The sequence below is a fragment of the Pseudomonas sp. 2995-1 genome (genome assembly GCF_002742505.1).
GTDB classification, from domain to species: domain Bacteria; phylum Pseudomonadota; class Gammaproteobacteria; order Pseudomonadales; family Pseudomonadaceae; genus Aquipseudomonas; species Aquipseudomonas sivasensis.
Genome location: NZ_LJSA01000196.1, coordinates 1 through 25,123 on the forward strand (window position 1 = coordinate 1; position 25,123 = coordinate 25,123).

Annotated in this window: 22 protein-coding genes; 14 read left to right on the forward strand and 8 right to left on the reverse strand. The window is 63.0% G+C overall.

The genetic code is table 11. The annotated features are described in order from the left end of the window. Window positions 1-456: 456 nt before the first annotated feature. The 6 genes from AOA61_RS01210 to AOA61_RS01235 form a co-directional block, all read right to left on the reverse strand. Window positions 457-1,122, reverse strand: a complete 666-nt coding sequence (locus AOA61_RS01210; protein WP_032889994.1) for a response regulator transcription factor — start codon at window positions 1,120-1,122, stop codon at window positions 457-459. A 15-nt stretch (window positions 1,123-1,137) separates the two neighbouring features. Further along, window positions 1,138-1,686 (reverse strand): PQQ-dependent catabolism-associated CXXCW motif protein, encoded by a 549-nt coding sequence (locus tag AOA61_RS01215; protein WP_032889991.1) that lies wholly within the window; start codon window positions 1,684-1,686, stop codon window positions 1,138-1,140. Between the two features lie 107 nt (window positions 1,687-1,793). Beyond that, window positions 1,794-2,585: an ABC transporter permease gene (locus AOA61_RS01220; RefSeq protein ID WP_099600947.1), complete on the reverse strand. Its 792-nt coding sequence runs from the start codon at window positions 2,583-2,585 to the stop codon at window positions 1,794-1,796. Next, on the reverse strand, window positions 2,582-3,322 hold the full coding sequence (locus AOA61_RS01225) for an ABC transporter ATP-binding protein (protein WP_099600948.1): 741 nt from the start codon (window positions 3,320-3,322) through the stop codon (window positions 2,582-2,584). Before AOA61_RS01225 ends, AOA61_RS01220 begins: the two co-directional genes overlap by 4 nt. Then, window positions 3,319-4,278: a YVTN family beta-propeller repeat protein gene (locus AOA61_RS01230; protein ID WP_099600949.1), complete on the reverse strand. Its 960-nt coding sequence runs from the start codon at window positions 4,276-4,278 to the stop codon at window positions 3,319-3,321. Before AOA61_RS01230 ends, AOA61_RS01225 begins: the two co-directional genes overlap by 4 nt. A gap of 30 nt (window positions 4,279-4,308) precedes the next feature. After that, the gene (locus tag AOA61_RS01235) at window positions 4,309-5,490 is read right to left on the reverse strand and encodes an ABC transporter substrate-binding protein (RefSeq protein ID WP_099600950.1); all 1,182 of its coding nucleotides are present in this window, start codon (window positions 5,488-5,490) and stop codon (window positions 4,309-4,311) included. A 152-nt stretch (window positions 5,491-5,642) separates the two neighbouring features. Here AOA61_RS01235 and AOA61_RS01240 point away from each other — a divergent pair, with 152 nt between their 5' ends. Both AOA61_RS01240 and AOA61_RS01245 read left to right on the forward strand, forming a co-directional pair. Continuing rightward, window positions 5,643-6,905 (forward strand): histidine kinase, encoded by a 1,263-nt coding sequence (locus AOA61_RS01240; RefSeq protein ID WP_095184366.1) that lies wholly within the window; start codon window positions 5,643-5,645, stop codon window positions 6,903-6,905. Next, complete coding sequence (locus AOA61_RS01245) at window positions 6,902-7,528, forward strand: response regulator transcription factor (protein ID WP_032889977.1); 627 nt, start codon at window positions 6,902-6,904, stop codon at window positions 7,526-7,528. Before AOA61_RS01240 ends, AOA61_RS01245 begins: the two co-directional genes overlap by 4 nt. A 140-nt stretch (window positions 7,529-7,668) precedes the next feature. On the opposite strand, the gene AOA61_RS01250 is transcribed toward AOA61_RS01245, so the two are convergent. Then, the gene (locus AOA61_RS01250) at window positions 7,669-8,316 is read right to left on the reverse strand and encodes a pentapeptide repeat-containing protein (protein WP_099600951.1); all 648 of its coding nucleotides are present in this window, start codon (window positions 8,314-8,316) and stop codon (window positions 7,669-7,671) included. Between the two features lie 416 nt (window positions 8,317-8,732). Beyond that, complete coding sequence (exaA, locus tag AOA61_RS01255) at window positions 8,733-10,625, reverse strand: quinoprotein ethanol dehydrogenase (RefSeq protein ID WP_032889973.1); 1,893 nt, start codon at window positions 10,623-10,625, stop codon at window positions 8,733-8,735. Window positions 10,626-10,880: 255 nt separating this feature from the next. Between exaA and pedF the strand changes: the two genes are divergently transcribed. From pedF to AOA61_RS01315, 12 genes are all read left to right on the forward strand, one after another. Continuing rightward, the gene (pedF, locus tag AOA61_RS01260) at window positions 10,881-11,342 is read left to right on the forward strand and encodes a cytochrome c-550 PedF (protein WP_032889971.1); all 462 of its coding nucleotides are present in this window, start codon (window positions 10,881-10,883) and stop codon (window positions 11,340-11,342) included. 3 nt (window positions 11,343-11,345) lie between these two features. Continuing rightward, complete coding sequence (locus tag AOA61_RS01265) at window positions 11,346-12,221, forward strand: ABC transporter substrate-binding protein (RefSeq protein WP_032889969.1); 876 nt, start codon at window positions 11,346-11,348, stop codon at window positions 12,219-12,221. Between the two features lie 9 nt (window positions 12,222-12,230). After that, a complete protein-coding gene (locus AOA61_RS01270) occupies window positions 12,231-12,980 on the forward strand; it encodes a quinoprotein dehydrogenase-associated SoxYZ-like carrier (RefSeq protein WP_092490238.1) in 750 nt (249 codons plus the stop codon). A 16-nt stretch (window positions 12,981-12,996) separates the two neighbouring features. Beyond that, window positions 12,997-13,926 carry a quinoprotein relay system zinc metallohydrolase 1 gene (locus AOA61_RS01275; RefSeq protein WP_099600952.1) on the forward strand — a complete coding sequence of 310 codons (930 nt, stop codon included), beginning with the start codon at window positions 12,997-12,999 and terminating at the stop codon, window positions 13,924-13,926. Between the two features lie 107 nt (window positions 13,927-14,033). Further along, window positions 14,034-15,809: a PQQ-dependent methanol/ethanol family dehydrogenase gene (locus tag AOA61_RS01280; RefSeq protein ID WP_032889964.1), complete on the forward strand. Its 1,776-nt coding sequence runs from the start codon at window positions 14,034-14,036 to the stop codon at window positions 15,807-15,809. A 121-nt stretch (window positions 15,810-15,930) separates the two neighbouring features. Further along, window positions 15,931-17,451: an aldehyde dehydrogenase family protein gene (locus AOA61_RS01285; protein WP_032889961.1), complete on the forward strand. Its 1,521-nt coding sequence runs from the start codon at window positions 15,931-15,933 to the stop codon at window positions 17,449-17,451. A gap of 239 nt (window positions 17,452-17,690) precedes the next feature. Continuing rightward, complete coding sequence (gene pqqA, locus AOA61_RS01290) at window positions 17,691-17,762, forward strand: pyrroloquinoline quinone precursor peptide PqqA (RefSeq protein WP_010209364.1); 72 nt, start codon at window positions 17,691-17,693, stop codon at window positions 17,760-17,762. A gap of 127 nt (window positions 17,763-17,889) precedes the next feature. Beyond that, the gene (gene ercA / locus AOA61_RS01295) at window positions 17,890-19,053 is read left to right on the forward strand and encodes an alcohol dehydrogenase-like regulatory protein ErcA (RefSeq protein ID WP_099600953.1); all 1,164 of its coding nucleotides are present in this window, start codon (window positions 17,890-17,892) and stop codon (window positions 19,051-19,053) included. Beyond that, window positions 19,037-20,407, forward strand: coding sequence for a hybrid sensor histidine kinase/response regulator (locus AOA61_RS01300; RefSeq protein WP_032889957.1), 1,371 nt, complete (start codon window positions 19,037-19,039; stop codon window positions 20,405-20,407). Before ercA ends, AOA61_RS01300 begins: the two co-directional genes overlap by 17 nt. 79 nt (window positions 20,408-20,486) lie before the next feature. Next, window positions 20,487-21,965: a DASS family sodium-coupled anion symporter gene (locus AOA61_RS01305; protein ID WP_099600954.1), complete on the forward strand. Its 1,479-nt coding sequence runs from the start codon at window positions 20,487-20,489 to the stop codon at window positions 21,963-21,965. 180 nt (window positions 21,966-22,145) lie between these two features. Next, a complete protein-coding gene (locus AOA61_RS01310) occupies window positions 22,146-23,792 on the forward strand; it encodes an MFS transporter (RefSeq protein WP_032889953.1) in 1,647 nt (548 codons plus the stop codon). Next, window positions 23,789-24,934, forward strand: coding sequence for an HlyD family secretion protein (locus AOA61_RS01315; protein WP_032889950.1), 1,146 nt, complete (start codon window positions 23,789-23,791; stop codon window positions 24,932-24,934). Before AOA61_RS01310 ends, AOA61_RS01315 begins: the two co-directional genes overlap by 4 nt. The last annotated feature ends 189 nt before the right edge of the window (window positions 24,935-25,123 follow it).

The window sequence follows — 25,123 nt, forward strand, 5'->3', positions numbered from 1 at the left end:
GCCGACTGACCCACCGCTATCGGGAGCAAGCCCCCTCCCACATTTGACCGGTGTTGTGTCTGGAGGATTGGCGGCGCAGGTACGGCCAATGAAGCTCAAGACTGCCACGAGCCACCTGCTCGGTCGGCCCTGACAAACGGAGATCAAGTGTGGGAGGGGGCTTGCCCCCGATGGCGGTGTTTCAGTCAAGTAGATGTCGACTGACCCACCGCTATCGGGAGCAAGCCCCCACCCACATTTTATTTGTGTTGTGTCTGGAAGATTGGCGGCTCTGGTACGGCCAATGAAGCCCAAGACTGCCACGAGCCACCCCTCGGTCGTCCCTGACAAACGGAGATCAAGTGTGGGAGGGGGCTTGCCCCCGATGGCGGTGTTTCAGTCAAGTAGATGCCGACTGACCCACCGCTATCGGGAGCAAGCCCCCTCCCACATTTGACCTCTGTTGTGTCAGGCGGGTCAGCGGCGCAGGTATGAGCCGAAATCGATATCCCCGGCACTGAGGATTGCCTGCACCCGGTTGTGCACGTTCAACTTGCGCAGGATCGCCGACACGTGGGCCTTCACGGTGGTCTCGGCAATCTCCAGGGTGTAGGCGATCTGCTTGTTCGACTCGCCCTTGGTCATCCGCTCCAGCACCAGCAATTGCTTGCGTGTCAGGGCTTGCAGCAGTTCGGGGGCGAAGCCGGGGTTTTCGTTGAGGCGCCGGTGGGTGCCAGGCTTCTGGGTGCGGATGATGTCCGGCGGCAGGTACACGTTGCCGTTGAGAATCTGCTGGATCGCCTCGGTCATTTGCAGGCGTGGCGAGGACTTGGTGATAAAACCCACGGCGCCATAGGTGATGGCTTGCAGCACGATCTGCTTGTCCTGCTCGGCCGAGACGATCACCACCGGAATGGTCGGCGCCTCGTTGCGCAGGTTGATCAGGCCATTGAGGCCGTGCATGCCGGGCATGTTCAGGTCCAGCAGGATCAGGTCGAGGTCGTCGTGTTCCTGGGTCAGCGCCAGGGCGCTGTCGAGGTCGGCGGTTTCCATCACTTCGCTGCCGGGAAAGCCGTCGCTGATGACGTTATGGATCGCTTCGCGAAACAGTGGGTGATCGTCGGCAATCAGGATTTTGTACATGGCCGTTCACCTTTCTTATTGTGATGTTTGAAATGGCTCGGGTTGGGCGACCGTCACCGGCAGCTTCGCCGCCTCCCAGGCATCCAGACCGTCGCGATACCAGTACACAGAGGTATAGCCGAGGTTGGCGGCACGTTTTACCGCGTTCCAACTCAGCCAGCAATCGGAGCGGCAATAGAAGACCAACGGTCGCGTGAGGTCGCCGCCGCTGTAGGCATACAGGTGGCGCACGAAATAGCTTTGCCACTCCGGCGTGAGGTCGCCGTCGCCGGTATTGGCCAGCCAGTGGCTGCCGGGCAGGTTGGCGTGGGGCTGGTCTTCGATGAAGCGGCCTTGCAGCCATTGGCGGCGGTACACATCGATCAGCACCGGCGCCGGGCTTTGGCCGAGCAGGGTTTGCAGGGCCGCGGTGTCGACAATCGTGGCGCCAGGCAGGTGGTCGGGCGTGGGGCTGCGGTACAGGCTGATGCGGTAGCCGTCGGCGGAAAACAGTGGGGTGTCGGCCTGGACGTGGGCGACGAACAGGCACAGCAGTGCCAACAGAGGCAGTCGGGCGTGCAGCATGGCAGGGCAATCCTTATCGTTATGCGCGCATTACACGTGAGTCCCGAGCCCTTGGGAATGCGACGATAGACAGGAAAACCAGTACCAAAGTAGTAGTTTTATCGGCTTCAGCCTTTTTTGCGCAGTGCGGCATGCTGGGGATTGAAGGTCAGCACCGCCAGCAGCGTGAACAACAGGGTCAACCCCAGGCACACCGCCAGGGCCAGGCCGGCGAAGCGTTCATACAGGGCAAAGCGCACCAGTTCCACGGCGTGGGTAAACGGGTTGACCGCGCACAGCCAGTACAGCCATTCGCTGGAGTCGCGCATTTTCCACAGCGGGTACAACGCCGACGACAGGAAAAACAGCGGGAAAATCACGAAATTCATCACCCCGGCAAAGTTCTCCAATTGGCGAATCGCGTTCGACAGCAGAAGGCCCAATGCACTGAGCATCAACGCCACCAGCAGCAACGCCGGCAGGGCAGTCAACAGGCCCATGGCTGGCGGTTGCACGCCGTAGACCCAGGCAATCGCCAGGAATCCGTATACCTGCAACAGCGAGATCAATGCCGTGGCCAACAGTTTGCTGCACAGCAAAAACGTGCGCGGCAACGGGCTGGTCAGTAACACGCGCATGCTGCCCATCTCGCGGTCGTAGACCATCGACAACGAGCCCTGCATGCCGTTGAACAGCAGGATCATGCAGGCCAGTCCCGGAATGATGTAGACCTCGTAGGGGATGTAGGTGTCGTAGGGCTCGATCACCGAGATGCCCAACGCGGCACGGAACCCGGCGGCGAACACCACCAGCCACAGCAACGGGCGCACGAGGGCGCTGAGAAAGCGCGTGCGCTGCAACACAAAACGCAGCCACTCACGCAGCACGATGCCGCGCAGGCATTGCCAGTAAGCGTTCATGCGGCGGCTCCCGTCACAGTGGGTCGGGTCAATCGGGCGAACACACTGCCCAGGTCGCCGCCTTGTTGCTGGATCAACTCATCAACTTGCCCGCTGGCCACCAGGCGGCCTTGGTGCAGAATCATCAGTGCATCGTTGGCCTGCACTTCGTCGAGCAAGTGAGTGGTCCACAGCACGCTGATGCCGTGCTCGGCGCACAGGCTGCGCACATGCTGGTTCAGCGCCAGGCGGCTGGCCGGGTCGAGGCCGACGCTGGCTTCGTCGAGCAACAGCACGCGCGGTTCGTGCAGCAGGGCGCGGGCGATTTCTACGCGGCGCCGGTGCCCGCCGTTGAGCTCGCGGACTTTTTCGCGGCGCCGTTCGGTGAGGGCCTGGCGTGCCAGTTCGGCGGCTACGCGCAGGTCTGTCTGGCGCCGCGACAAACCGTGCAGCGCGGCGTGGTAGCGCAGGTTCTGCTCAACGCTCAAGTCCAGGTCCAGGGTGCTTTGTTGGAATACCACGCCCAGTTGCTTAAGGGCGGCGCGCGGCGCATCGCGCAGGGAATGACCGCCCACGCGAATGTCGCCGCTTTGCAGGTCATACAGCCGCGTGAGCAGGGCGATCAAGGTGGATTTGCCGGCGCCATTGGGCCCCAGCAATGCCGCAAAACGCCCTTGCGCCAGGCTGAAACTCACCTCGCACAAGGCCTGCCGTGCGCCATAGGCGAAGCTCACGTCGCGCACCTCCAGGGCGTTCATGGCGTCACCACCACACCCCACGGGTAACGCCCGACTTTCACCGACTTGACCACCTTGAGGCTGTCCACGTCGATCACCGACACATCACCGCTCACGCCGTTGGTGGCGAGCAACTGTTTCTCGTCCGGGGTAAATGCCATCTGCCACACGCGGCGGCCCACCAACAGGTAGTCGAGGACCTCGAAGGTCTTGGCGTCGATCACGGCCACATGGTTCGCCGGGCCGAGGGCGACAAAACCGTATTTGCCGTCGGCGCTGAGCTTGATGCCGACCGGCTGGACTTTGTCCGGGTGCACGCCCTTGATCTTGAAGGTCAGGGTCTTGAGGATCGCGCGGCTGGCCACGTCGAGGATGGTCACGGTGCCGCCGATTTCTGCCGAGGCCCACAGCTGCGAGCCATCGTGGTTGAACTCGACGAAGCGCGGGCGCTGGTCCACCAGGGTGCTGTCGGCCAGGGTCTGGGTGCTGGTGTCGATCCAGTGCAGCATGTTGGTGGTTTCGCTGGTGTTCACCGCCCACTTGCCGTCCGGGCTGACGGCCATACCTTCGGGTTCGACGCCGACGTTGATCTGGCCGAGCACTTTGGAGGTCTCGGTGTCGATCACGGTGACCAGCGCATCGTCTTCGTTGGACACGTACAGCCAGCGGTTATTGGGGTGCAGGGCGAACTGCTCGGGGTCTTTGCCGGAGGGCAGTTCCTTGATGATCTTGCGCGTGGCCACGTCCATCACCTGCACGCGGTCCGAGTCGCTGGCGCAGATGTACAGCAGCTTATTGTCATGGGACAGCAGCAAGCCTCGCGGGCGCTGGCCGACTTTGAGGGTGTCGGTGACTTGCAGGGTCTGCATGTCGATCAGGCTCAGGCTGTTGTCTTTCTCGTTGGAGACCCAGGCGGTACTGGCCACGGCGTGCCCGGCGGCAAGCAGCAGGGCGCATGAGAGCAGGGTGCGGCGCATGGCGGATTCCTTATTATTGTGGTTAGGTGATCAAGGGAAGCGGCAGGTCACCTCGGGTTTGTCATAGCCCAGGCTGTCCATTTCGTTAGTGGGGTGCAGGAAGCCTTCCTGGGGCGATGTGCTGACCAACGCGCGGGGTTGCACGATGGGAATCGGTTGGCGCAATTGGCCGTTCCAGGCGCGGTAACTGAGCTTGCGGCCCTTGAAGCCATCCAGGGGCAGTTGCTCGCTGATTTCCAGATCACGGATCGCCATGGGCTCGACCTGACGCAACTTGCTCACCGCGCTGGCGACGCTGCGCACGGCCATCCAGGCGGCGAAGTCGCGATCGTTCATCCAACGTCCGGCCAGGGCCTCGAAGCGTTTCTGCAGTTGAGCGGCGCCGTAGGTCTCGACGGTCTTGTGCCAACCGGTGGGCGTCAGGCCCTGGGTGCCGGCGACGGGGCGCGGGTACCAGGTCTGGTAGGGCACGTACTCGCCGAAGTCGCCGCGCTCGTCGGCCACCAGCACCACGTCGTATTCGGCGGTTTGGGTGAACAGCGGCATATCCGCCTGGGCGCTGCGGCGTTGGTCGTTATCGAAGCGCCAGGCTTTCTCCGCCACCAGACGCACGCCGAAGCGTTTGGCGGCGCGGCGCAGGGCGGCGGCGTAGGCTTGGTCATCCTCGGTGGGGCCGACGATCAACAACGCTTTCTGCCATTTACGGACGACCAGGAACTGCGCCAGCGCATCGGCGAGCATCGCCCGGCTGGGCAGCGTATGCAGCACGTTGCCCAGACAGTCGGTGCTGCGCAGGCTGTCATCCGGGCTGCCGGCATTGAACAGCAGGCTGTCAGGCAACGCGGCGCTGAGTTGGCGAAGGCTTGCGGCGGGGGCGTTGACCACGAACAAACGCAGGCCCTGGGCATGCTGGGCTCGGGCGGCGGCGAGCAGGGCGTCCGGCGTATCAACCGTGGCGGTCGTCAGGCTGTAGCGCTGGTTGAGAAAGGCGCCGGTGCTGTTGCTGTCGATGATCGCCAGTTCGGCGCCGCGCTGCCCGGCATCGATGGGCTCGGGAATTACATTCGACAGCAGCGGGCCTGGATCGGGCCGATAACCCAAGTAGCCGATCTGCACCTGCAAGGGCTCGGCGGCCTGGCTGGCGGTGGCCACCCCGGCTGCGCAAGCAATCGCCAGCAGATAGATCACGGCGTAAGGGGCGAGCTGGCGCATAAGGCACTCCATGACAGGAAGCGCCAGCATAGAAAGCCTTAAGGTCGCTGCAAATATGCAGAAAGTAGCGCTGGGGCAGTACCAAGGTAGTAGCTCGCAGCGCGTGAAGCGGTCTTAGCATGACGCTTCAGTGTGTTGTTCGGGAGTTGGCTATGTCGGCGTTGTGGCGCATCAATCTATGGGTCTGCGGCTTCTTCGCCCTGGTGACCTGCGCCTGCACCGCGCTGTTGCTGCACCAGGCCCTGGCCGATGTGGAGCGCGAGTTGCAATCGGCCGAAGCGGTGGTGCACTACCTGAGTGAAACCGCCGAGCGCGACCCGGCCAGCCTGCAACCCCACCTCACCGCGAGTTTGCGTCATGTACGCGTGCACTGGCTGGCGAGCGGCGACACCGCCCAAGCGCCGGCCTCGGACGGGCTGGACGCCTGGCTTGGGCGCCTGCTGTTCGTCGAGGCGCGACGCAGTGCCCAGGTGCTGGACTTGCCGGACGGTCGGCGCGTGTCCATCGCCGTCGACCCACGGGATGAAATCGACGAAGTCTGGGATTCCTTGCAACAACTGTTGGGCCTGTGCGCCCTGGCGTTGGCCCTGAGTCTGTTGACTATCCGCTGGGCCGTGCGGCGGGGCATGGGCGTACTCGATGAATTGCTGCGCGCCCTGCAACAGGTGTGCGCCGGCCAGCTCAACGTGCGCCTGCGCGGTGAAGGCGCGCCGGAAGCACGGCAACTGGCGCTGCACTTCAACCGCATGACCGACGCCCTGGAGCAGGCGCGCACCGATAACACCCGGCTCACCCAGACCCTGCTGGCGGTGCAGGAGCAGGAGCGCACCCACTTGGCCCAGACCCTGCACGATGACCTCGGCCAATACCTGGCCGGCATTCGCGCCCAGGCCTGCCTGTTGCGGCTGGTCGCCGATCAGCCGCACGTGCTGACCCGTACGGTGGGGCTGCTGGAAGATCATTGCGAGCACTTGCAGCAAGGTTTCCGCGCCCTGGTCCACGACCTCTACCCGGTGGCGTTGCAACACTTGCCGATGGGCGAGGCGTTCTCGATGCTGGTAACGCAGTGGCAGGCCAGCCATGGGATTCCCTGCCAATTGCAGGTCAGTGCCGACCTGCCGGCGTTGTCCGGCGCCAACAAAACTCACCTGTACCGCCTGCTCCAGGAAGCGCTGACCAACATCCTGCGGCATGCCGATGCCAGCCAGGTGCGCGTGCGCCTGCAACACCGGGGGTCACGTCTGCGCCTGTGGGTGCGTGATAACGGTCGCGGTGCAGTCACGCCCCAGCGGCCCGGCGTGGGCCTGTATTCGATGGCCGAACGCGCCCGCTGCCTGGGCGGCGAATTAAAGATCATCAGCCACCCCGGCGGCGGTTGGGCGCTGGCGTTGAACATGCCGTTGGAGGCCTCATGAATATTCTGTTGGTGGATGACCACGCCGTGGTGCGCCAAGGCTATGCCAGCCTGCTGCGCGCGCTGCTGCCAGCGGTCGAAGTACGCGAAGCGGCCAGTGGCGAAGAGGCCCTGAGCCGGGTGCAGGAGGCGGTGCCGCATCTGGTGATCATGGACTTCGGCCTGCCAGGCATCAGCGGCCTGGAAACCACGCGCCGCCTGCGCCAGCGCTTGCCACAATTGCGCGTGCTGTTTTTCAGCATGCACGACGAGCTGCCGCTGGTGCGCCAGGCGTTGGACGCCGGAGCCTCCGGTTACCTGACCAAAAGCTCAGCGCCCGAGGTGTTGATTGAAGCCGTGCGGCGCATCCTCGACGGCCACGCCTATATCGAACAGGCCCTGGCCACCGAACTGGCCTACACCCCCAGTGATCAACGCTTGCAGGGCATGACCCCGCGCGAACTGGAAATCTTCCTGATGCTGGCCAAAGGCACGCCCACCCGAGCGATTGCCGACCAGCTGAATATCAGCAGCAAGACCGTGTCCAATCACCTGACCTTGCTCAAGAGCAAACTGCAGGTGAGCTCCCATGCCGAGCTGGTGCACCTGGGAATCGACATGGGGGTGGTGCGGGTGGTTGGATAATTGGGTGTGCACAAACCCACTGTGGGAGGGGCGGTGCGACGATTCGACTTGCTCCCGATAGCGGTGTATCAGTCAGCTCATCTGTCACTGACCCACCGCTATCGGGAGCAAGCCCCCTCCCACATTTCAATGGCGTCGTTTCAGCGATCCCAGGTCGTTGGGCAATCCTGGCAGCCTTCCATATTGGCATCCTGGAAATTTGCATAGTGCTGGCGACTGCCGGTCAGCGTGGCGTTTTCAAGGTTGCTCTCGCCGAACTTCGCTTCCTGCAGATTGGCGTCGCTGAGGTCAGCACCTTGCAAGTCGGCCTTGCTCAGCCAGGTCATCTCCAGGTCGGCCGCACGCAGGTTGGCCTTGTGCATTTTGGCCCCTGACAGCCGTGCAAATTGCAGGTAGGCCGCACTGAGGTTGGCGTTTTCGAACTGGGCGCCTTGGGCGAAAAGGCCCCAACCCTGGATCGCCATCAGCGTGGCGCCGCTAAAGTCCGCCAGGCGCAGGTTGCTTTGTTGCAGGCTGGCGCGGGTCAGGTTGGCGCCTTGCAGCTGGGCCTTTTCCAGGTTGGCCAGGTCGAGGTTGGCATGGCGCAGATCTGCATCGCGCAGGTCAGCGCCTGCCAGGTTCATTTTGCTCAGGTTCTGATTTCGAAGGTTGGCGCCCTTGAGGTTGGCGCCGGGGCATCGGCTGTGTTCGGCGATGGTGCAGCCGTTGATGATCAACGGGGCGTCGTCGCCATCGTCGGCGTGGGCCAGGGGTAGGGATAACAGGAGTAGCAAGGGCAGGTAGTTCATTGCGAGACCTCTGGAGATCCTGTGGTGAGCGGAATTGTTGTGGTGAGCGGGCTTGCCCCGCGCTCGGCGCGGGGCAAGCCCGCTCACCACAAAAAAACGCGGCCCGGCATTTTCTGACGGGTTACTTCTGGGCGTCGTCGCCATCGTCGCCATCGTCGGCGTGGGCCAGGGGTAAGGGATAACAGGAGTAACAAGGGCAGGTAGTTCATTGCGAGACCTCTGGAGATCCTGTGGTGAGCGGGATTGTTGTGGTGAGCGGGCTTGTCCCGCGCTGGGCTGCGAAGCGGCCCTGGCATTCCTCCAGCACCTGCGTGCGCTCAGGTTCTACGACTGCTGCGCAGCCGAGCGCGGGGCAAGCCCGCTCACCACAAGGGAACCCGCTTGCTACAAAAGGCGGCGCGGCATTCTCGCGGGGGCTATTTTTGCGCGGTCTTGTTATCCCAGCTCGGAATCTTGAACACCCAGAAAGACCCGCCTTGCGCCACCGGTTTGGTCAGCTCGGCCATGTCGCCGCCCCACAACGGCACCGCGCCGCCATAGCCGACGGTCACGCCGATGTACTGTTCGCCATCCTGTTCCCAGGTGATCGGCGGCGAGACGATGCCGCTGCCGGTCTGGAACTTCCACAGCTCCTTGCCGGTTTTGGCGTCGAAGGCCTTGAAGAAACCGTCGCCGGTGCCGGTAAACACCAGGTTGCCCTTGGTGGCCAACACGCCGGCCCACAGTGGCAAGGCTTCCTTGTGCTCCCACACCACCTTGCCGGTAGTCGGGTTCATCGCGCGCAGGGTGCCGACGTGGTCGTCATACATGCGCTTGATGCGGAAACCCATGCCCAGGTACGCCGAGCCCTTTTTGTAGTTGACCTCTTCGGTCCAGTATTCCTCTTTCCACTGGTTGCCCGGAATGTAGAACAGGCCGGTGTCCTGGCTGTAGGCCATGGGGTTCCAGTTCTTGCCACCCAGGAACGGCGGCGAGACTTCCACCGGCTTGCCTTTGGTTTCACCCGGCAATGGCTTGGCCGGACGCTGGCCTTCGTTTTCTACCGGACGCCCGGTCTTCAGGTCGATATGACTGGCCCAGGTGATGTTGTCGACAAACGGGAAGGCGTTCTGCAGCTTGCCGTTGTTGCGGTCCACCACGTAGAAGAAGCCGTTGCGGTCGGCGTGGCCGGTGGCCTTGACCACTTTGCCGTCCTTGTCCTTGTAGTCGAACAGCACCAGTTCGTTGTTGCCGGAGAAGTCCCAGGCATCGTTCGGGGTGTGCTGGTAGAACCATTTCACTTCGCCGGTGCTCGGGTCGACGCCAACCTGGCCCGAGGTGTAGAGGCTGTCGAAGTCGTGGGGGTTGCCGTCCTTGGCGGTGCGTGCCCAGGTGTTCCACGGGCCAGGATTGCCGGCGCCGACGATGATGGTGTTGGTCTCGGCATCGAAGCTCGCGCTCTGCCAAGGCGCGCCGCCACCGTGGCTCCAGGCCTCGACCTTGCCGGTTTCGGTGGTCGGGTCATCCGGCCACGAAGGGGCCTTGACGTCGCCGGTGGTGGTGCTGTCCTTGCCGTTGAGGCGGCCCATATGGCCTTCCACGAACGGGCGCATCCACACTTCTTCACCGGTGTCGGGGTCGCGGGCAAACAGCTGGCCGACCACGCCGAATTCATCGCCTGAGCTGCCGTGGATCAGCAGCACCTTGCCGCTGACCTTGTCTTTGATCAGCACCGGGGCGCCGGTCATGGTGTAGCCGGCGGCGTGGTCGCCGAATTTCTTGTTCCACACCACTTTGCCGGTGTTTTTGTCGAGGGCGATCAGGCGCGCGTCGAGGGTGCCGAAGTAGATCTTGTCGCCGAAGATCGCCGCACCACGGTTGACCACGTCACAGCACGGGCGAATGTTGTCGGGCAGGCGGTGGTTGTAGGTCCACAGGCGCTTGCCGGTCTTTGCATCCAGGGCGAACACGCGGGAGTAGGAGCCGGTGACGTACACCACGCCATCGCTGACGATGGCCTGGGATTCCTGGCCGCGCTGTTTCTCGTCGCCAAAGGAATAGGACCAAGCCGGGGTGAGTTTGAACACGTTCTTGTCGTTGACCTGGGCCAGCGGGCTCCAGCGCTGTGCGTTGGTGCCCATGCCGTATTGCAGCACGTCCTTGGTGGTCAGGTGGTCGTTGGCAATGTCTTCCCAGGTGACGTTGCGTGTCGATTTGGCAGGCTCGGCGGCTGCGAAGGTTGCAGCACTGAGGGACAGGCTGCCCACCAGCATAAAGGCTTGCACGGCAAGGCTTAAAGGTGAGCGGGCGGGTAGCGATCTTATTGTCATGGTTGCAGTTCCCAGTGGAGGTTTTGGCCTGCACAGGGTGGAACGCCGGGGCGCCGGGCGGATACGGAAAAAGTCCCGCTGTGGCCGGGAAGACTTCCCGGACCGCCGCTGTTTTAGGTGTGCCCCACAAGCCCTACTACCAAGGGAGGAGAGGGCGGCCACCAAAGCAGCATACGGCCCATGCCCCGGGGTTTCTAAGATGGTTGCCATAGCCTCTGCAATGAGGTTTTGCGTGCAATCCTGAGGGCAAAAATAATGACAACAAAACACAATGCCTGGCTCGTGGCTGGCCTGTTGGTGGGTGTATTCGGCGCCGGCTCTGTTTGGGCCCATGGCAACGTGGTCCCGCAAGCGGTGGAAACCAAGGGCCTGACTTCGATCAAGGACGCCGGCGTGCCGGTCAACGAAGACGGCTGGGCGGCGGTCAATCCGTACCGCACCTCACCGGAACACGATCGGGCCGTGGAAATCGGCTCGTCCGCCTACAACCAGAACTGCGCCGCCTGCCACGGCCTGGAAGCCAAGTCCGGCGGTATCGCCCCCGACCTGCGCATGCTCGATGTGGGCGAAGCCGGTGATGAGTGGTTCGTCGAGCGTGTGCGCCATGGCGCGGTGCGTGACGGCCGCGTGTACATGCCCAAAATGGCCGACTACCTGAGCCAGGAAGCCTTGTGGGCGGTGCGCACCTACTTGGACAGCGTGCACGTCGAGGAGTAAGCCATGCGCCTGTTCGCTTATGTGCTTGGCCTGGCCCTGCTGTGTTGCCAGCCGGCACAGGCGCAGGTGCGCAGCTATGACCAGATGATCGCTGACGGCGAAATCAAGGTGGCGGTGTACAAGGACTTCGCCCCCTACAGTTTCGAAGACGGCGCCAACGCGCGGGGGGTCGATGTGGAACTGGCCCAGGCCCTGGCCACGGCGCTGGGGGTAAAGCTCAAGTTGATCTGGGCGCCGGCCGGCGAGAAGCTCGATGACGACCTGCGCGACTACATCTGGCGCGGCAGCCAGTTGCACAACCAGCAACTGGCCGACCTGATGATGCGCGCGCCCTACGATCGCGATTACGCACAAAAGCGCAACGACCAGGGCGAACTGGAAAACGGCCATGTGGTGATGTTCGGGCCGTACCAGAACGAACAATGGCAGGTGGCCTATGACCGTCGGCGCCTGGACACGGTCGCCAGCGTGGCGGTGTTCGAGCAGCACCCGATTGGCGTCGAAGTCGACAGCGTGCCGTCGTTCTACCTCACCTCGGTGTTCAACGGCATGCTCGCCGCCAAGACCCATCACTACCCCGACGTCCCCCAGGCCTTTGCGGCGATGAAAGCCGGTGAGGTCGATGCGGTGATGGCGATGCGCGGCGAAGTCGATTGGCAGGTGCATGAAGCCCACGACCCGCAACTGGCCCTCGCCGAAAACGCCTACCCGAACATGGGCAAGCAACGCTGGGAGATCGGCATGGCGGTGCACGAGAGCAATCGCCAGCTGGCCTACGCGGTGGAAGAGGCGCTGGAAGGCCTGATCCGCGACGGCGCAGTGCAAGCTATCTATGCCCGTTACGGCCTGCAGTACGAAGTCCCCGAGATGTATCAATAGGAGCAGGCGATGAACTGGCGACTGAGCTGCATCTTGGCGTGTTGGCTGCCGCTGGCGGCTCACGCCGTGGAGGTCGACCCGGTGCCGTCGGTGATGTGGGCGTTCTATCACAAGCAGTTCCTGGCCGAGGCGCCGTTCGTGTTCGACGACCGGGTCAAGCTGCTGGCGCCGCCGTTCGCCGAAGATGCGCGCCAGGTGCCGCTGGAAATCGACGCCCGCGCCTTCAACGGCCATGTGGTGAAAATCCTCGCCTGGGCCGAGCTCAACCCATTGCCGAAAATCGTCGACTTCCAGCCCAAGGCCGGCGTGCTGCCGTGGCTGTCGCTGCGGATTCGTATCGAGCAGGCCACGCCGTTGCGGGCGGCGGTGCTCACCGATGACGGGCTGTGGCATGTGGGCTCGACCCTGATCGACGCGGCCGGCGGCGGCTGCACCGCGCCCAGCGTGGTACGCACCCAGCCGGGTTGGGAAGAGCACATCGGCGAAGTGCTCGGCGGCCGTTACCCGCGCGGCGAGTTCAGCCGCGTGCGTGTGCAGGTGGCGCACCCGATGGACAACGGCATGGTCAGCGGCATCCCCGAGTTTTTTATCAACCATGCGCAACTGCGCGGCCAGGACGGCCAAGTGCTGGCTGATCTTGAGCTGTTCCCGGCGGTTAGCGAGAACCCCAACCTGGCCTTCGACATCGACGCGCCGGGGCCCACCCGACTGGTGCTGCGTGACAACAGCGGCAACGAGTTCGACGCGGCCATCCCCTGACCAGAAGGAGCGCGGCATGCGCTGGATTCTATTGTTGTGCCTGGGCCTGAGCTTGCCCGCCCTGGCAGATCTCGATTACGCCCTCAAGCCCCGGCTGATCGCCGACGACACCTGGCTACTCGAAGGCAGCACCGACAATTTTGCCAAGACCAATGGCGGCAATATCGTCAACACCGCCTTCATCGTCACCGAGGCCGGCGTGGTGGTGATCGACACCGGGCCGTCGCGGCGCTACGGCGAGGCGATGCGCGAGGCCATCGCCCGCGTCACCCCCAAGCCGGTGATCCAGGTGCTGATTACCCATCATCACCCCGACCATGCGCTGGGCAACCAGGCCTTCAAGGACGTGCCCATCGGCGCCCTGGCCGAGACCACGCGGCTGCTGCATGAGCAGGGCGACGGCATGGCGGAAAACCTCTACCGCATGGTCGGCGACTGGATGCGCGGCACTGAGGTGGTGTTGCCCACTCAGGTGCTGGAACCCGGTGTGCTGAGCGTCGGCGGGCACGACTTGCGCCTGCTCGCGCTCACCGGCCATACCGGCGCCGACCTGGCGATTTTCGACCAGAGCACCGGCGTGCTGTTCGCCGGCGACCTGGTGTTTTACCAACGCGCGCTCACCACCCCCAACAGCCCGGGGCTGACGGTGTGGCTGGCCGACCTCGGCACCCTGCAAGCCTTGCCCTGGACCCTGATCGTGCCGGGCCATGGCCCGGTGGCCAGCGACGCGCAACCCTTCACGCAAATGCGCGACTACCTGACCTGGCTCGATCAACTGCTGCGTGACGGCGCTGCCAAGGGCAACGACATGGCCGAGATGATCCGCAGCCCCATCCCCGAACGCTTCGCCGCGATCAGCCTGAGCCGCTATGAACTGATCCGCAGCGTCAGCCACCTGTACCCGCGTTACGAGCGCGAGCAGATGCAACCGCTACTAAGGAACTAGCAAACTCGATACTGCGGTCAATTGTGACAATGGCCCCTGCGCCCAAGAATCTGCACCAGACCGGGAAAATTTCCCGGGTATAACAAAAAACCGCAGAGGTAGCCGTCATGACCCAACCCGCACGTCGCCAACCCTTCGCCTTGAGTGTGTTGCTCGGTGCCATCCTGTTATCCGGCCAGGCCATGGCCTCGGTCACCGATGAGGACATCCTCCAGGACCCGAAAAACCCCGGGCAGATCGTCACCAACGGCCTGGGCGTGCAGGGCCAGCGCTACAGCCCCCTCGACACCCTGAACGTCGACAACGTCAAGGAACTGCGCCCGGTCTGGGCGTTTTCCTTTGGCGGCGAAAAGCAGCGTGGGCAACAGGCGCAGCCGATGATCAAGGACGGGGTGATGTACCTCACCGGTTCCTACTCGCGGGTGTTCGCGGTGGATGCGCGCACCGGCAAGAAACTCTGGCAGTACGATGCGCGTCTGCCCGATGACATCCGCCCGTGCTGTGACGTGATCAACCGTGGTGTGGCGCTGTACGGCGACCTGGTGTTCTTCGGCACCCTCGACGCCAAGCTGGTGGCGCTGAACAAAGACACCGGCAAAGTGGTGTGGAGCAAGCAAGTCGCCGACCACAAGGAAGGCTACTCGATCAGCGCCGCGCCCCTGGTGGTCAACGGCAAGCTGATCACCGGCGTGGCCGGTGGCGAATTCGGCGTGGTCGGCAAGATCCAGGCCTATGACCCGAAAAACGGCGAGCTGCTGTGGAGTCGCCCGACCGTCGAAGGCCATATGGGTTATGTCTACAAAGACGGCAAGGCTGTGGAAAACGGCATCTCCGGCGGCGAGGCGGGCAAGACCTGGCCGGGGGATTTGTGGAAAACCGGCGGCGCGGCACCGTGGCTGGGCGGCTATTACGACCCGGAAACCAACCTGCTGCTGTTCGGCACCGGCAACCCGGCGCCGTGGAACTCGCACCTGCGCCCTGGCGACAACCTTTACTCGTCCTCGCGCCTGGCGCTGAACCCGGACGACGGCACCATCAAGTGGCACTTCCAGAGCACGCCCCACGACGGTTGGGACTATGACGGCGTCAACGAGCTGGTCTCCTTCAACTACACCGAAGGTGGCAAGGAAATCAAAGCGGCGGCCACCGCCGACCGTAACGGCTTCTTCTACGTGCTCGATCGCACCAACGGCAAGTTCATCCGAGGCTTCCCGTTTGTCGACAAGATCACCTGGGCCACGGGCCTGGATAAGGACGGTCGTCCGATCTACAACGAAGCCAGCCGCCCAGGTGCGCCGGGCAGCGAAACCAAGGGCACTTCGGTGTTTGTCGCACCGGCGTTCCTCGGTGCGAAGAACTGGATGCCGATGGCCTACAACCGTGACACCGGGCTGTTCTACGTGCCGTCCAACGAGTGGGGCATGGACATCTGGAACGAAGGTATCGCCTACAAGAAAGGCGCGGCGTTCCTCGGCGCGGGCTTCACTATCAAGCCGTTGAACGAAGACTACATCGGCGTACTGCGCGCCATCGATCCTAAGACGGGTAAGGAAGTCTGGCGCCACAAGAACTTCGCGCCGCTGTGGGGCGGGGTGCTGACCACCAAGGGCAACCTGGTGTTCACCGGTACGCCGGAAGGTTTCCTGCAAGCATTCAACGCCAAGACTGGCGAGAAGGTCTGGGAATTCCAGACCGGCTCCGGCGTGCTCGGTTCGCCTGTGACCTGGGAAATGGACGGCGAACAGTACGTCTCGGTGCTCTCCGGCTGGGGCGGCGCGGTGCCGTTGTGGGGCGGTGAGGTGGCCAAGCGCATCAAGGACTTCAACCAGGGCGGCATGCTCTGGACCTTCAAGCTGCCCAAAGAGCTGGTCGCCAAACACTGAATCTACGACCAAATGACAAGTGCCCCCCTGCCAACGGCGCATTCGCCCGGCAACGGGGGCTCTTTACTATCGGGTCATCGCCTGTTGACCGACAGGCCCGGACCCAGACAGAGGCTTTAACATGATCTACGCACAACCTGGCACCCCTGGCGCTATCGTCAGCTTCAAGCAGCGCTACGGAAATTACATCGGCGGAGAGTTCGTCGCCCCGCTGAGCGGTGAGTATTTCACCAACACCTCGCCAGTGACCGGTGAAGCGATCGCCGAATTCCCGCGCTCCAACGCTGCCGATATCGACAAAGCCCTCGACGCCGCCCATGCCGCCGCCGACGCCTGGGGCAAGACGTCGCCCCAGGATCGCTCCCTGGTACTGCTGAAAATCGCCGACCGTATCGAGCAGAATCTCGAAGTACTGGCCGTGACCGAAAGCTGGGACAACGGCAAGGCCGTGCGCGAAACCCTCAACGCCGACGTGCCCCTGGCCGCTGACCACTTTCGCTACTTCGCCGGCTGCATCCGCGCCCAGGAAGGCGGCGCCGCCGAGATCAACGAACACACCGCGGCCTATCACTTCCATGAGCCATTGGGCGTGGTCGGGCAGATCATTCCGTGGAACTTCCCGCTGCTGATGGCCGCGTGGAAACTCGCCCCGGCCCTCGCTGCCGGTAACTGCATCGTGCTCAAGCCGGCCGAGCAGACACCGCTGTCGATCATGGTGTTTGCCGAGCTGATCAATGACCTGCTGCCACCGGGCGTGCTGAATATCGTGCAGGGCTTTGGCCGCGAAGCCGGGGAGGCACTGGCCACCAGCAAGCGCATCGCCAAGATCGCCTTTACCGGCTCGACCCCAATCGGTGCGCACATCATGCACGCGGCCGCCGAGAACCTCATTCCGTCTACCGTGGAACTGGGCGGCAAGTCGCCGAACATCTTCTTCGAAGACATCATGCAGGCCGAGCCGCAATTCATCGAAAAAGCCGCCGAAGGCCTGGTGTTGGCGTTCTTCAACCAGGGCGAAGTGTGCACCTGCCCGTCGCGGGCGCTGGTGCAGGAGTCGATCTACGACGACTTCATGAAAGTGGTGATGAAGAAGATCGTCAAGATCAAGCGCGGCAACCCGTTGGATACCGAGACCATGGTCGGCGCCCAGGCGTCCGAGCAGCAATACGACAAGATCCTCTCCTACCTCAAGATCGCCCAGGAAGAGGGCGCCGAGCTGCTCACCGGCGGCGCGGCCGAGCGCCTGGAAGGCGACCTGTCCAGCGGTTATTACATCCAGCCGACCCTGCTCAAGGGCCACAACAAGATGCGCGTGTTCCAGGAAGAAATCTTCGGCCCGGTGGTGGGTATCACCACCTTCAAGGACGAAGCCGAAGCCCTGGCCATTGCCAACGACAGCGAATTCGGCCTCGGCGCCGGGCTGTGGACCCGCGACATCAACCGCGCCTACCGCATGGGCCGGGCGATCAAGGCTGGCCGCGTGTGGACCAACTGTTATCACCTGTACCCGGCGCATGCGGCGTTTGGCGGCTACAAGAAGTCGGGCGTGGGGCGTGAGAACCACAAGATGATGCTCGATCACTACCAGCAGACCAAGAATTTGCTGGTGAGCTACGACATCAATCCATTGGGTTTCTTCTGATTCCAACTTGAAATGCAATCAAGTGTGGGAGGGGGCTTGCTCCCGATGGCGGTGGGTCAGTCAACAGTGATGTGGCTGACACATTGCCATCGGGAGCAAGCCCCCTCCCACATTTTGATCGGCGTATACCCGCTACCAATGCGGGTGCGAGCTCCTTCGAAAGTAGCATTCGCACCCCCATCCCCCCATGCATTAATGCCTCTACCGGAATCTTCCGGCACAACAAGAGGACTCTCCCCATGTGGACCAAACCCGCCTTCACCGACCTGCGTATCGGCTTCGAAGTGACCATGTACTTCGCCAGCCGTTGATCCATCTCCGGCCAGCCTCGCGCTGGCCGGTGCCGTATTGGGAATGACCCTTTGGTCTGATTGCATTCGCCTGCGAATGGGTTAGTGTGAAGCGCATCTCCCAAAAATAATAAGAACAGGCTTTCCAATGAGCCCCAATCTGAGCCTCCTGCGTAAATTCGTCTCGCCTGAAATCATCTTCGGTGCCGGCTGCCGGCACAACGTCGGTAACTATGCCAAGACCTTTGCTGCGCGCAAGGTGCTGGTCGTCAGCGACCCCGGTGTGATCGCTGCCGGTTGGGTGGCGGATGTGGAAGCCAGCCTGCAAGCCATCGGTATCGACTACTGCCTGTACAGCGCTGTGTCGCCCAATCCGCGCGTCGAAGAAGTAATGCTCGGCGCCGAGGTGTATCGGGAAAACCATTGCGACGTGATCGTGGCCATCGGCGGCGGCAGTCCGATGGATTGCGGCAAGGCCATCGGCATTGTGGTCGCCCATGGGCGTAGCATTCTTGAGTTCGAGGGCGTGGACACCATTCGTGTGCCCAGCCCGCCGTTGATCCTGATCCCCACCACCGCCGGTACGTCGGCGGATGTCTCGCAGTTCGTGATCATTTCCAACCAGCAGGAGCGCATGAAGTTCTCCATCGTCAGCAAGGCGGTGGTGCCGGATGTGTCGCTGATCGACCCGGAAACCACGGCGAGCATGGACCCGTTCCTGTCCGCCTGTACCGGCATCGACGCGCTGGTGCATGCCATCGAGGCGTTCGTGTCCACCGGCCACGGCCCACTGACCGACCCCCATGCGCTGGAAGCCATGCGCCTGATCAACGGCAACCTGGTGCAGATGATCGCCAACCCCACGGACATTGCCCTGCGCGAGAAAATCATGCTCGGCAGCATGCAGGCGGGCCTGGCGTTTTCCAACGCGATCCTCGGCGCCGTGCATGCCATGTCCCACAGCCTCGGCGGCTTTCTCGATTTGCCCCACGGTTTGTGCAACGCGGTGCTGGTGGAGCATGTGGTGGCGTTCAACTACAACTCGGCGCCGGAGCGCTTCAAGGTGATTGCCGAGACCTTTGGCATTGACTGCCGTGGCCTCAACCATCGACAGATTTGCGGACGATTGGTCGACCACCTGATCGCGCTCAAGCATGCCATTGGCTTCCACGAAACCCTGGGTCTGCATGGGGTGCGCGTGGCGGATATTCCGTTCCTGTCCGAGCATGCGATGGACGACCCCTGCATCCTCACCAACCCTCGTGAGTCCAGCCAGCGTGACGTCGAGGTTGTTTATGGCGAAGCGCTCTGACGACCAGCAACAAGCACTGGCCGGGCTGCTGGGCCTGGGCAATCACTCGGCACGCAAGAGTCACTACCCGGAACTCACCGCGCGCCTCGACGAGCTGGAGGCGGAGCGCAACCGCTATATCCGTCTCAACGATGAGCTGGAGCAGCGCGTGGCCGCGCGCACCGACGAACTGTTAGAAGCCAACCGCAACCTGCAACAGCAGATCGCCCAGCGTGAGCAGGTCGAGCAGGAATTGCGCGATGCGCGCGACGCCGCGGAGGCTGCCAACCGCAGCAAGGACAAATACCTCGCCGCCGCGAGCCATGACCTGCTGCAACCGCTGAACGCGGCGCGGCTGCTGATCTCCACCCTGCGTGAACGCAACTTGCCCAGCGTCGAGCAGGTACTGGTGGAACGTACTCACCAGGCGCTGGAAGGCGCGGAAGATTTACTCACCGATTTGCTGGATATTTCGCGGCTCGACCAGGCGGCGGTCAAACCCGACGTGGCGCTGTATCGTCTGGATGAGCTGTTTGCGCCGCTGGTCTCGGAGTTCCAGTCGGTGGCGCTGGCGGCCGGGCTGAACCTGCGCGCGCGTACCGGTCATTATGCGATTCGCACCGACTTGCGCCTGGTGACGCGGATTCTGCGCAACTTCCTCAGCAACGCCTGCCGCTACACCGACGAGGGCTGCATCCTGCTCGGCGCGCGCCGCCGTGGCGACCGCCTGCGCCTGGAGGTGTGGGACACCGGGCGCGGCATCGCGGCCGACCGGCTCGACGCGATCTTCCTCGAATTCAACCAGCTCGACGTCGGCCGCGCCTCGGACCGCAAAGGCGTGGGGCTGGGCCTGGCGATTGTCGAGCGTATCGCCGAGATCCTCGGCTACCCGGTGGCGGTCCGTTCGTGGCCGGGGCGTGGCTCGATGTTCAGCATCGAGGTGCCCATCAGCGAAGAGATGCCCCTGGCGATCAGCCAACTGCCGGTGCTGCCGACCACGGGCAACCCGCTGCCGGGGCGGCGTTTGCTGGTGATCGATAACGAGGTGAGCATCCTCGAAAGCATGCGCGCGCTGCTGGTGCAGTGGGGCTGTGAGGTGGTCACCGCCACCGACCAGGCCGGCGCGTTACTGGCGTTGCAGGGCAGGGCGCCGGAGTTGATCCTCGCCGACTACCACCTCGACCACGGCGTGGTGGGCGCTGCGGTGGTCAAGCATCTGCGCGAGCATTTCGCGCAAAAGATCCCGGCCGTAATCATCACCGCCGACCGCACCGACCAATGCCGTCGTGTGCTGCGCCGCCTTGACGCGCCGTTGTTGAACAAACCGCTCAAGCCCGGCAAGTTGCGGGCGGTATTGAGCCAGTTATTGACCTAGGGTCTTGATACCCGTCAACACCCGTTGCGGCGCTTTGCCCCATGCTGCCTGCCTGATTTAGAGCACGACGGAGCCCGCCATGAACGCCCCCGCAACAACCGCACCATCCTTCAAGTTGCCCCTGGGCCTGGTGATCGGCGTACTGGCGATGGTCGGCGTGCTGCTGTTGCCGCTGCCCGCCGATCTGCCGGTGGCCGGGCAGCGCATGCTGGCGATCCTCGCGTTTGCCGTGGTGGTGTGGATCAGCGAGGCGGTGTCTTATGAGGCCAGCGCGATCATGATTACCTCGCTCATGGCATTTTTGCTGGGCACGGCGCCGTCGTTGCAAGACCCCGCCCACCTGATCGGCTCCAGCCCGGCCATCAGCATGGCGCTCACCGGCTTTTCCAACCCGGCACTGGCCTTGGTGGCGGGCGCGTTGTTCATTGCGGCGGCCATGACCCACACCGGCCTCGACCGGCGCATCGCCCTCGTGACCCTGACCCGCGTCGGCACCAGCACCCGCGGCATTCTGCTGGGGGCGATTGCGGTGACCATCCTGCTCAGCCTCGTGGTGCCCAGTGCCACCGCGCGCAGCGCCTGTGTGGTGCCGATCATGATGGGCGTGGTCGCCGCGTTTGGCGTGGACAAGCGCTCCAATATTGCCGCCGGCCTGATGATCGTGGTGGCCCAGGGCACCAGCATCTGGAACGTCGGCATCCAGACCGCCGCCGCGCAAAACCTGCTGACTGTGGGCTTTATGGACAAGATGCTCGGCCAGCGCGTGTCGTGGATCGACTGGCTGATCGCCGGCGCGCCGTGGGCGGTGATCATGTCCGCGGTGTTGCTGTTCCTGGTGATCAAGCTGCTGCCGCCGGAAACCGACAGCATCCCCGGTGGCAAGGAGGCCGTGGCCCAGTCCCTGGTGGACATCGGCCCGATGACCGGCCCGCAGAAGCGCTTGCTCACCGTGTCGGTGCTGTTGCTGTTGGCGTGGGCGACGGAAGGGCGCCTGCACCCTTTCGACACCACCTCGACCACCTATGCCGGGTTGGTCTTCCTGCTGTTGCCGGGGATCGGTGTGATGACCTGGAAGGATGTGCAGTCGCGTATTCCGTGGGGCACGGTGATTGTATTCGGCGTGGGCATCAGCCTCGGCACCGCGTTGCTGACCACCCAGGCCGGGCAGTGGCTGGGCTCCCAGGTGGTGGCGCATACCGGGTTGGATCAGGTCGGGCCGTTGGGGGTGTTTGCGATTTTGGGAGCGTTTTTAATTGTGATCCACCTGGGCTTTGCCAGCGCCACGGCGCTGACCTCGGCGCTGTTGCCGATCCTGATTGCAGTGCTGCAGACCTTGCCCGGGGAGTTCAACCGGTTGGGGATGACCATGCTGCTGGGGTTTGTGATGAGCTACGGGTTTATCCTGCCGATTAATGCGCCGCAGAATATGGTGTGCCTGGGGACTGGGACGTTTACGGCGCGGCAGTTCGCCAAGGTGGGGATCCTGGTGACGTTGATCGGGTATGGGCTGATGTTGGTGTTTGCGGCGACTTACTGGAGTTGGTTGGGGTGGATCTGATCGGGAAGGCGGTTCTGGATGGGCATGCAATCCAAAGAGAGCAAGCCCCCTCCGACTTTTGACCGTACCCGCTCCAGGCATCAATTCCATGCCCAAGATGGCAAGATGAACCCCGCTCAGGTTTACTACTCTGAGTAATGGTTTTACCGACCTCACCCGTCGGGTCATCTAGGTCATCGAATGGATAAATACACCCCCCACACCTGGGAACCCCACGAGCGCCCGAGCCTGCCCGGTTCGCCGTCGACGCCGTGGCACCCTACGCACAAGCGCTGGCTGTATGCGCTGGTCGGTGTGCTGGTCGCGATCACTGGCGGCCTGGGAAATGCCCTGGTCATCGCCAACCTGCAATACCTGCAAGGCGCCCTCGGCGCGACCACTGCGGAAATGGCCTGGCTGCCCGCCGCCTATGTGATGACCAACGTGTGCATGAACCTGCTGCTGGTGAAGTTCCGCCAGCAGTTCGGCCTGCGCGTGTTCACCGAGGTGTTCCTGGTGCTGTACGCGCTGGTGACCTTCGGCCACTTGTTCGTTAACGATCTCAGTTCGGCCATCGCGGTACGGGCGGCCCACGGGATGGTGGGCGCGGCCCTGAGTTCGTTGGGCTTGTACTACATGATCCAGGCGTTCCCCGCTAAGTGGCGACTCAAAGCCCTGGTGCTGGGGTTGGGCACGGCGCAGTTGGCGTTGCCGCTGGCGCGGTTGTTCTCCGAAGATTTGCTGCAAATCGCCGAGTGGCGCGGTTTGTATCTGTTTGAATTGGGGATGGCGCTGATCTGCCTGGGGTGTGTGTTCTTGCTCAAGTTGCCGCCGGGTGACCGCTTCAAGACCTTTGAGAAACTCGACTTCCTGACCTTCGGCATCCTCGCCACCGGCGTGGCGTTGCTCTGTGCGGTGCTGTCCCTGGGGCGCATCGACTGGTGGCTGGAAGCCCCGTGGATCGGTATCGCGTCAGCCTGTTCCCTGGTGTTGATCATGGCAGGCTTGGCCATTGAGCATAACCGCGCCAACCCGATGTTGATGACCCGTTGGCTGGGCAGCGGCACCATGATTCGCCTGGCACTGGCGGTGATCCTGATTCGCATGGTGCTGTCGGAGCAGTCCACCGGTGCGGTCGGGTTCATGCAGATGCTGAACATGAGCTACCAGCAGATGCATACGCTGTACGTGGTGATGCTGGCTGGCGCGATCAGCGGGCTGGCGGTCAGTGCGCTGACGATCAACCCGGCTCATCTGCTGATGCCGCTGGTGATCTCCCTGGCGCTGATGGCCACGGGCTCGGTGATGGACAGTTTCTCCAGCAACCTGACCCGGCCCGAAAACCTGTATATCAGCCAGTTCCTGTTGGGCTTTGGCGGCACTTTTTTCCTGGGACCGACCATGGTGTTGGGCACCAAGAACGTGCTGACGAACCCGCGCAATCTGGTGAGTTTTTCGGTGATGTTCGGCATTTGCCAGAACCTCGGCGGCCTGATTGGAGCCGCGTTGCTGGGAACGTTCCAGGTCGTGCGGGAGAAGTTTCATTCCAGCATGATCGTCGAACACTTGACCTTGCTCGACCCGCGTGTGGCCGCGCGGGTGAGCAGCGGTGGCTCGGCCTATGGCGGTGTCATTGCCGACCCCGAGCTGCGCAACCTGATGGGTATCCGCAGCTTGGCCACGGCGGCCACCCGTGAAGCGAATGTCATGGCTTACAACGATGTGTTCATGCTGATTGCGATCATCGCGATCCTGACCATGCTCTGGATATTTATTCGCAGTCTGTGGCTGATGAGTACCACCCAAGCAGCAGCCCCTCCCGTTCAACCCAGCGGCGCACCTTCATGACCGAACCCTCGACAACCACCACCACCGCCATTGCATCCACCCCGGAAGGCACCATGCCGCCCGGCGCTACGGTCACCGAGCCGCGCTCATTGCGCGTGCGCATCCTTTCGTCCATGGGCTTCGCCGCGATTGCCATCGTCGGGGTACTGATCGTGCTGTATGCCTGGCAACTGCCGCCTTTCAGCAGCGCGGTGGAAACCACTGAAAACGCCCTGGTACGTGGCCAAGTGACGATTATTGGCCCGCAGCTCAGCGGCTATGTGTTCGAGGTGCCAGTGCAGGACTTCCAGTACGTCAAGGCCGGTGACTTGTTGGTGCGCCTTGATGACCGCATCTACAAGCAGCGCCTGGACCAAGCCTTGGCGCAACTGGCGGTGCAGAAGGCCTCGCTGGCCAATGTGGTGCAGCAGCGCAACAGCGCCGAAGCGACCATCAAGTTACGCCAGGCTGCGCTGGTAGACAGCCAGGCACAGGCGCGTAAAAGCACTGCGGATTTGCGTCGTAACGAGGAGCTGATCAGCGACGGTTCGGTGTCCAAGCGCGAGCTGGACGTGACCCGTGCTGCCAATGCGCAGACGGTCGCCGCCGTCGCCCAAGCCCAGGCCAGCCTGGAAATCGCGCGGCAGGATTTGCAGACGGTGATCGTCAATCGCGGCTCCCTGGAAGCGGCGGTGGCGAGTGCCGATGCGGCGGTGGAATTGGCGCGGATCGATCTGTCCAACACCCGCATCACCGCGCCCCGCGACGGTCAGTTGGGGCAGATTGGCGTGCGCCTCGGTGCCTACGTCAACTCTGGCGCGCAGCTGATGGCACTGGTGCCGAAGCAGCTGTGGGTGATTGCCAATATGAAAGAAACCCAAATGGACAATGTGCAGGTCGGCCAGCCGGTGACCTTTACCGTGGATGCGCTGAACCACCGCAAGTTTCATGGCACGGTGCAGCATATTTCGCCGGCCACCGGCTCGGAGTTCAGCCTGTTGCAGGCGGACAACGCGACGGGCAACTTTGTGAAGATTGCCCAGCGCGTGCCGGTAAGGATTACGGTGGACCCGGATCAGGCTGAGAGCGAACGGTTGCGGCCGGGGTTGTCGGTTGTCGTGAGTATCGATACGGCTGGGCGTCTGAAAAACTCTCCACCCTGACATCACTGACAAAACCTAAATCAAAACTGTGGGAGGGGCTTGCCCCTGATAGCTATAGGTATTTACGCCACTTTATAGCAGTCAACGGTAATCACGATGCGAAGCGAGCCGCCGTAAGGGCGGAACCCATAGCGGCCGTTGGCTGAATAATGGATATGTACTCGGTCTGTTCCAGCATCCTGTTCGGCT

Excerpts from the sequence above, each read along its gene's own strand:
- AOA61_RS01270 (WP_092490238.1), top strand. The coding sequence starts at position 12,231 with ATGAACTGGCGACTGAGCTGCATCTTGGCGTGTTGGCTGCCGCTGGCG.
- AOA61_RS01285 (WP_032889961.1), top strand. The coding sequence starts at position 15,931 with ATGATCTACGCACAACCTGGCACCCCTGGCGCTATCGTCAGCTTCAAG.
- AOA61_RS01315 (WP_032889950.1), top strand. The coding sequence starts at position 23,789 with ATGACCGAACCCTCGACAACCACCACCACCGCCATTGCATCCACCCCG.
- AOA61_RS01235 (WP_099600950.1), bottom strand. The coding sequence starts at position 5,490 with ATGCGCCAGCTCGCCCCTTACGCCGTGATCTATCTGCTGGCGATTGCT.
- AOA61_RS01310 (WP_032889953.1), top strand. The coding sequence starts at position 22,146 with ATGGATAAATACACCCCCCACACCTGGGAACCCCACGAGCGCCCGAGC.
- AOA61_RS01215 (WP_032889991.1), bottom strand. The coding sequence starts at position 1,686 with ATGCTGCACGCCCGACTGCCTCTGTTGGCACTGCTGTGCCTGTTCGTC.
- AOA61_RS01265 (WP_032889969.1), top strand. The coding sequence starts at position 11,346 with ATGCGCCTGTTCGCTTATGTGCTTGGCCTGGCCCTGCTGTGTTGCCAG.
- AOA61_RS01245 (WP_032889977.1), top strand. The coding sequence starts at position 6,902 with ATGAATATTCTGTTGGTGGATGACCACGCCGTGGTGCGCCAAGGCTAT.
- AOA61_RS01300 (WP_032889957.1), top strand. The coding sequence starts at position 19,037 with ATGGCGAAGCGCTCTGACGACCAGCAACAAGCACTGGCCGGGCTGCTG.
- AOA61_RS01240 (WP_095184366.1), top strand. The coding sequence starts at position 5,643 with ATGTCGGCGTTGTGGCGCATCAATCTATGGGTCTGCGGCTTCTTCGCC.
- AOA61_RS01225 (WP_099600948.1), bottom strand. The coding sequence starts at position 3,322 with ATGAACGCCCTGGAGGTGCGCGACGTGAGCTTCGCCTATGGCGCACGG.
- ercA (WP_099600953.1), top strand. The coding sequence starts at position 17,890 with ATGAGCCCCAATCTGAGCCTCCTGCGTAAATTCGTCTCGCCTGAAATC.
- AOA61_RS01220 (WP_099600947.1), bottom strand. The coding sequence starts at position 2,585 with ATGAACGCTTACTGGCAATGCCTGCGCGGCATCGTGCTGCGTGAGTGG.
- AOA61_RS01280 (WP_032889964.1), top strand. The coding sequence starts at position 14,034 with ATGACCCAACCCGCACGTCGCCAACCCTTCGCCTTGAGTGTGTTGCTC.
- AOA61_RS01305 (WP_099600954.1), top strand. The coding sequence starts at position 20,487 with ATGAACGCCCCCGCAACAACCGCACCATCCTTCAAGTTGCCCCTGGGC.
- AOA61_RS01230 (WP_099600949.1), bottom strand. The coding sequence starts at position 4,278 with ATGCGCCGCACCCTGCTCTCATGCGCCCTGCTGCTTGCCGCCGGGCAC.
- exaA (WP_032889973.1), bottom strand. The coding sequence starts at position 10,625 with ATGACAATAAGATCGCTACCCGCCCGCTCACCTTTAAGCCTTGCCGTG.
- AOA61_RS01250 (WP_099600951.1), bottom strand. The coding sequence starts at position 8,316 with ATGAACTACCTGCCCTTGCTACTCCTGTTATCCCTACCCCTGGCCCAC.
- pedF (WP_032889971.1), top strand. The coding sequence starts at position 10,881 with ATGACAACAAAACACAATGCCTGGCTCGTGGCTGGCCTGTTGGTGGGT.
- AOA61_RS01210 (WP_032889994.1), bottom strand. The coding sequence starts at position 1,122 with ATGTACAAAATCCTGATTGCCGACGATCACCCACTGTTTCGCGAAGCG.
- AOA61_RS01275 (WP_099600952.1), top strand. The coding sequence starts at position 12,997 with ATGCGCTGGATTCTATTGTTGTGCCTGGGCCTGAGCTTGCCCGCCCTG.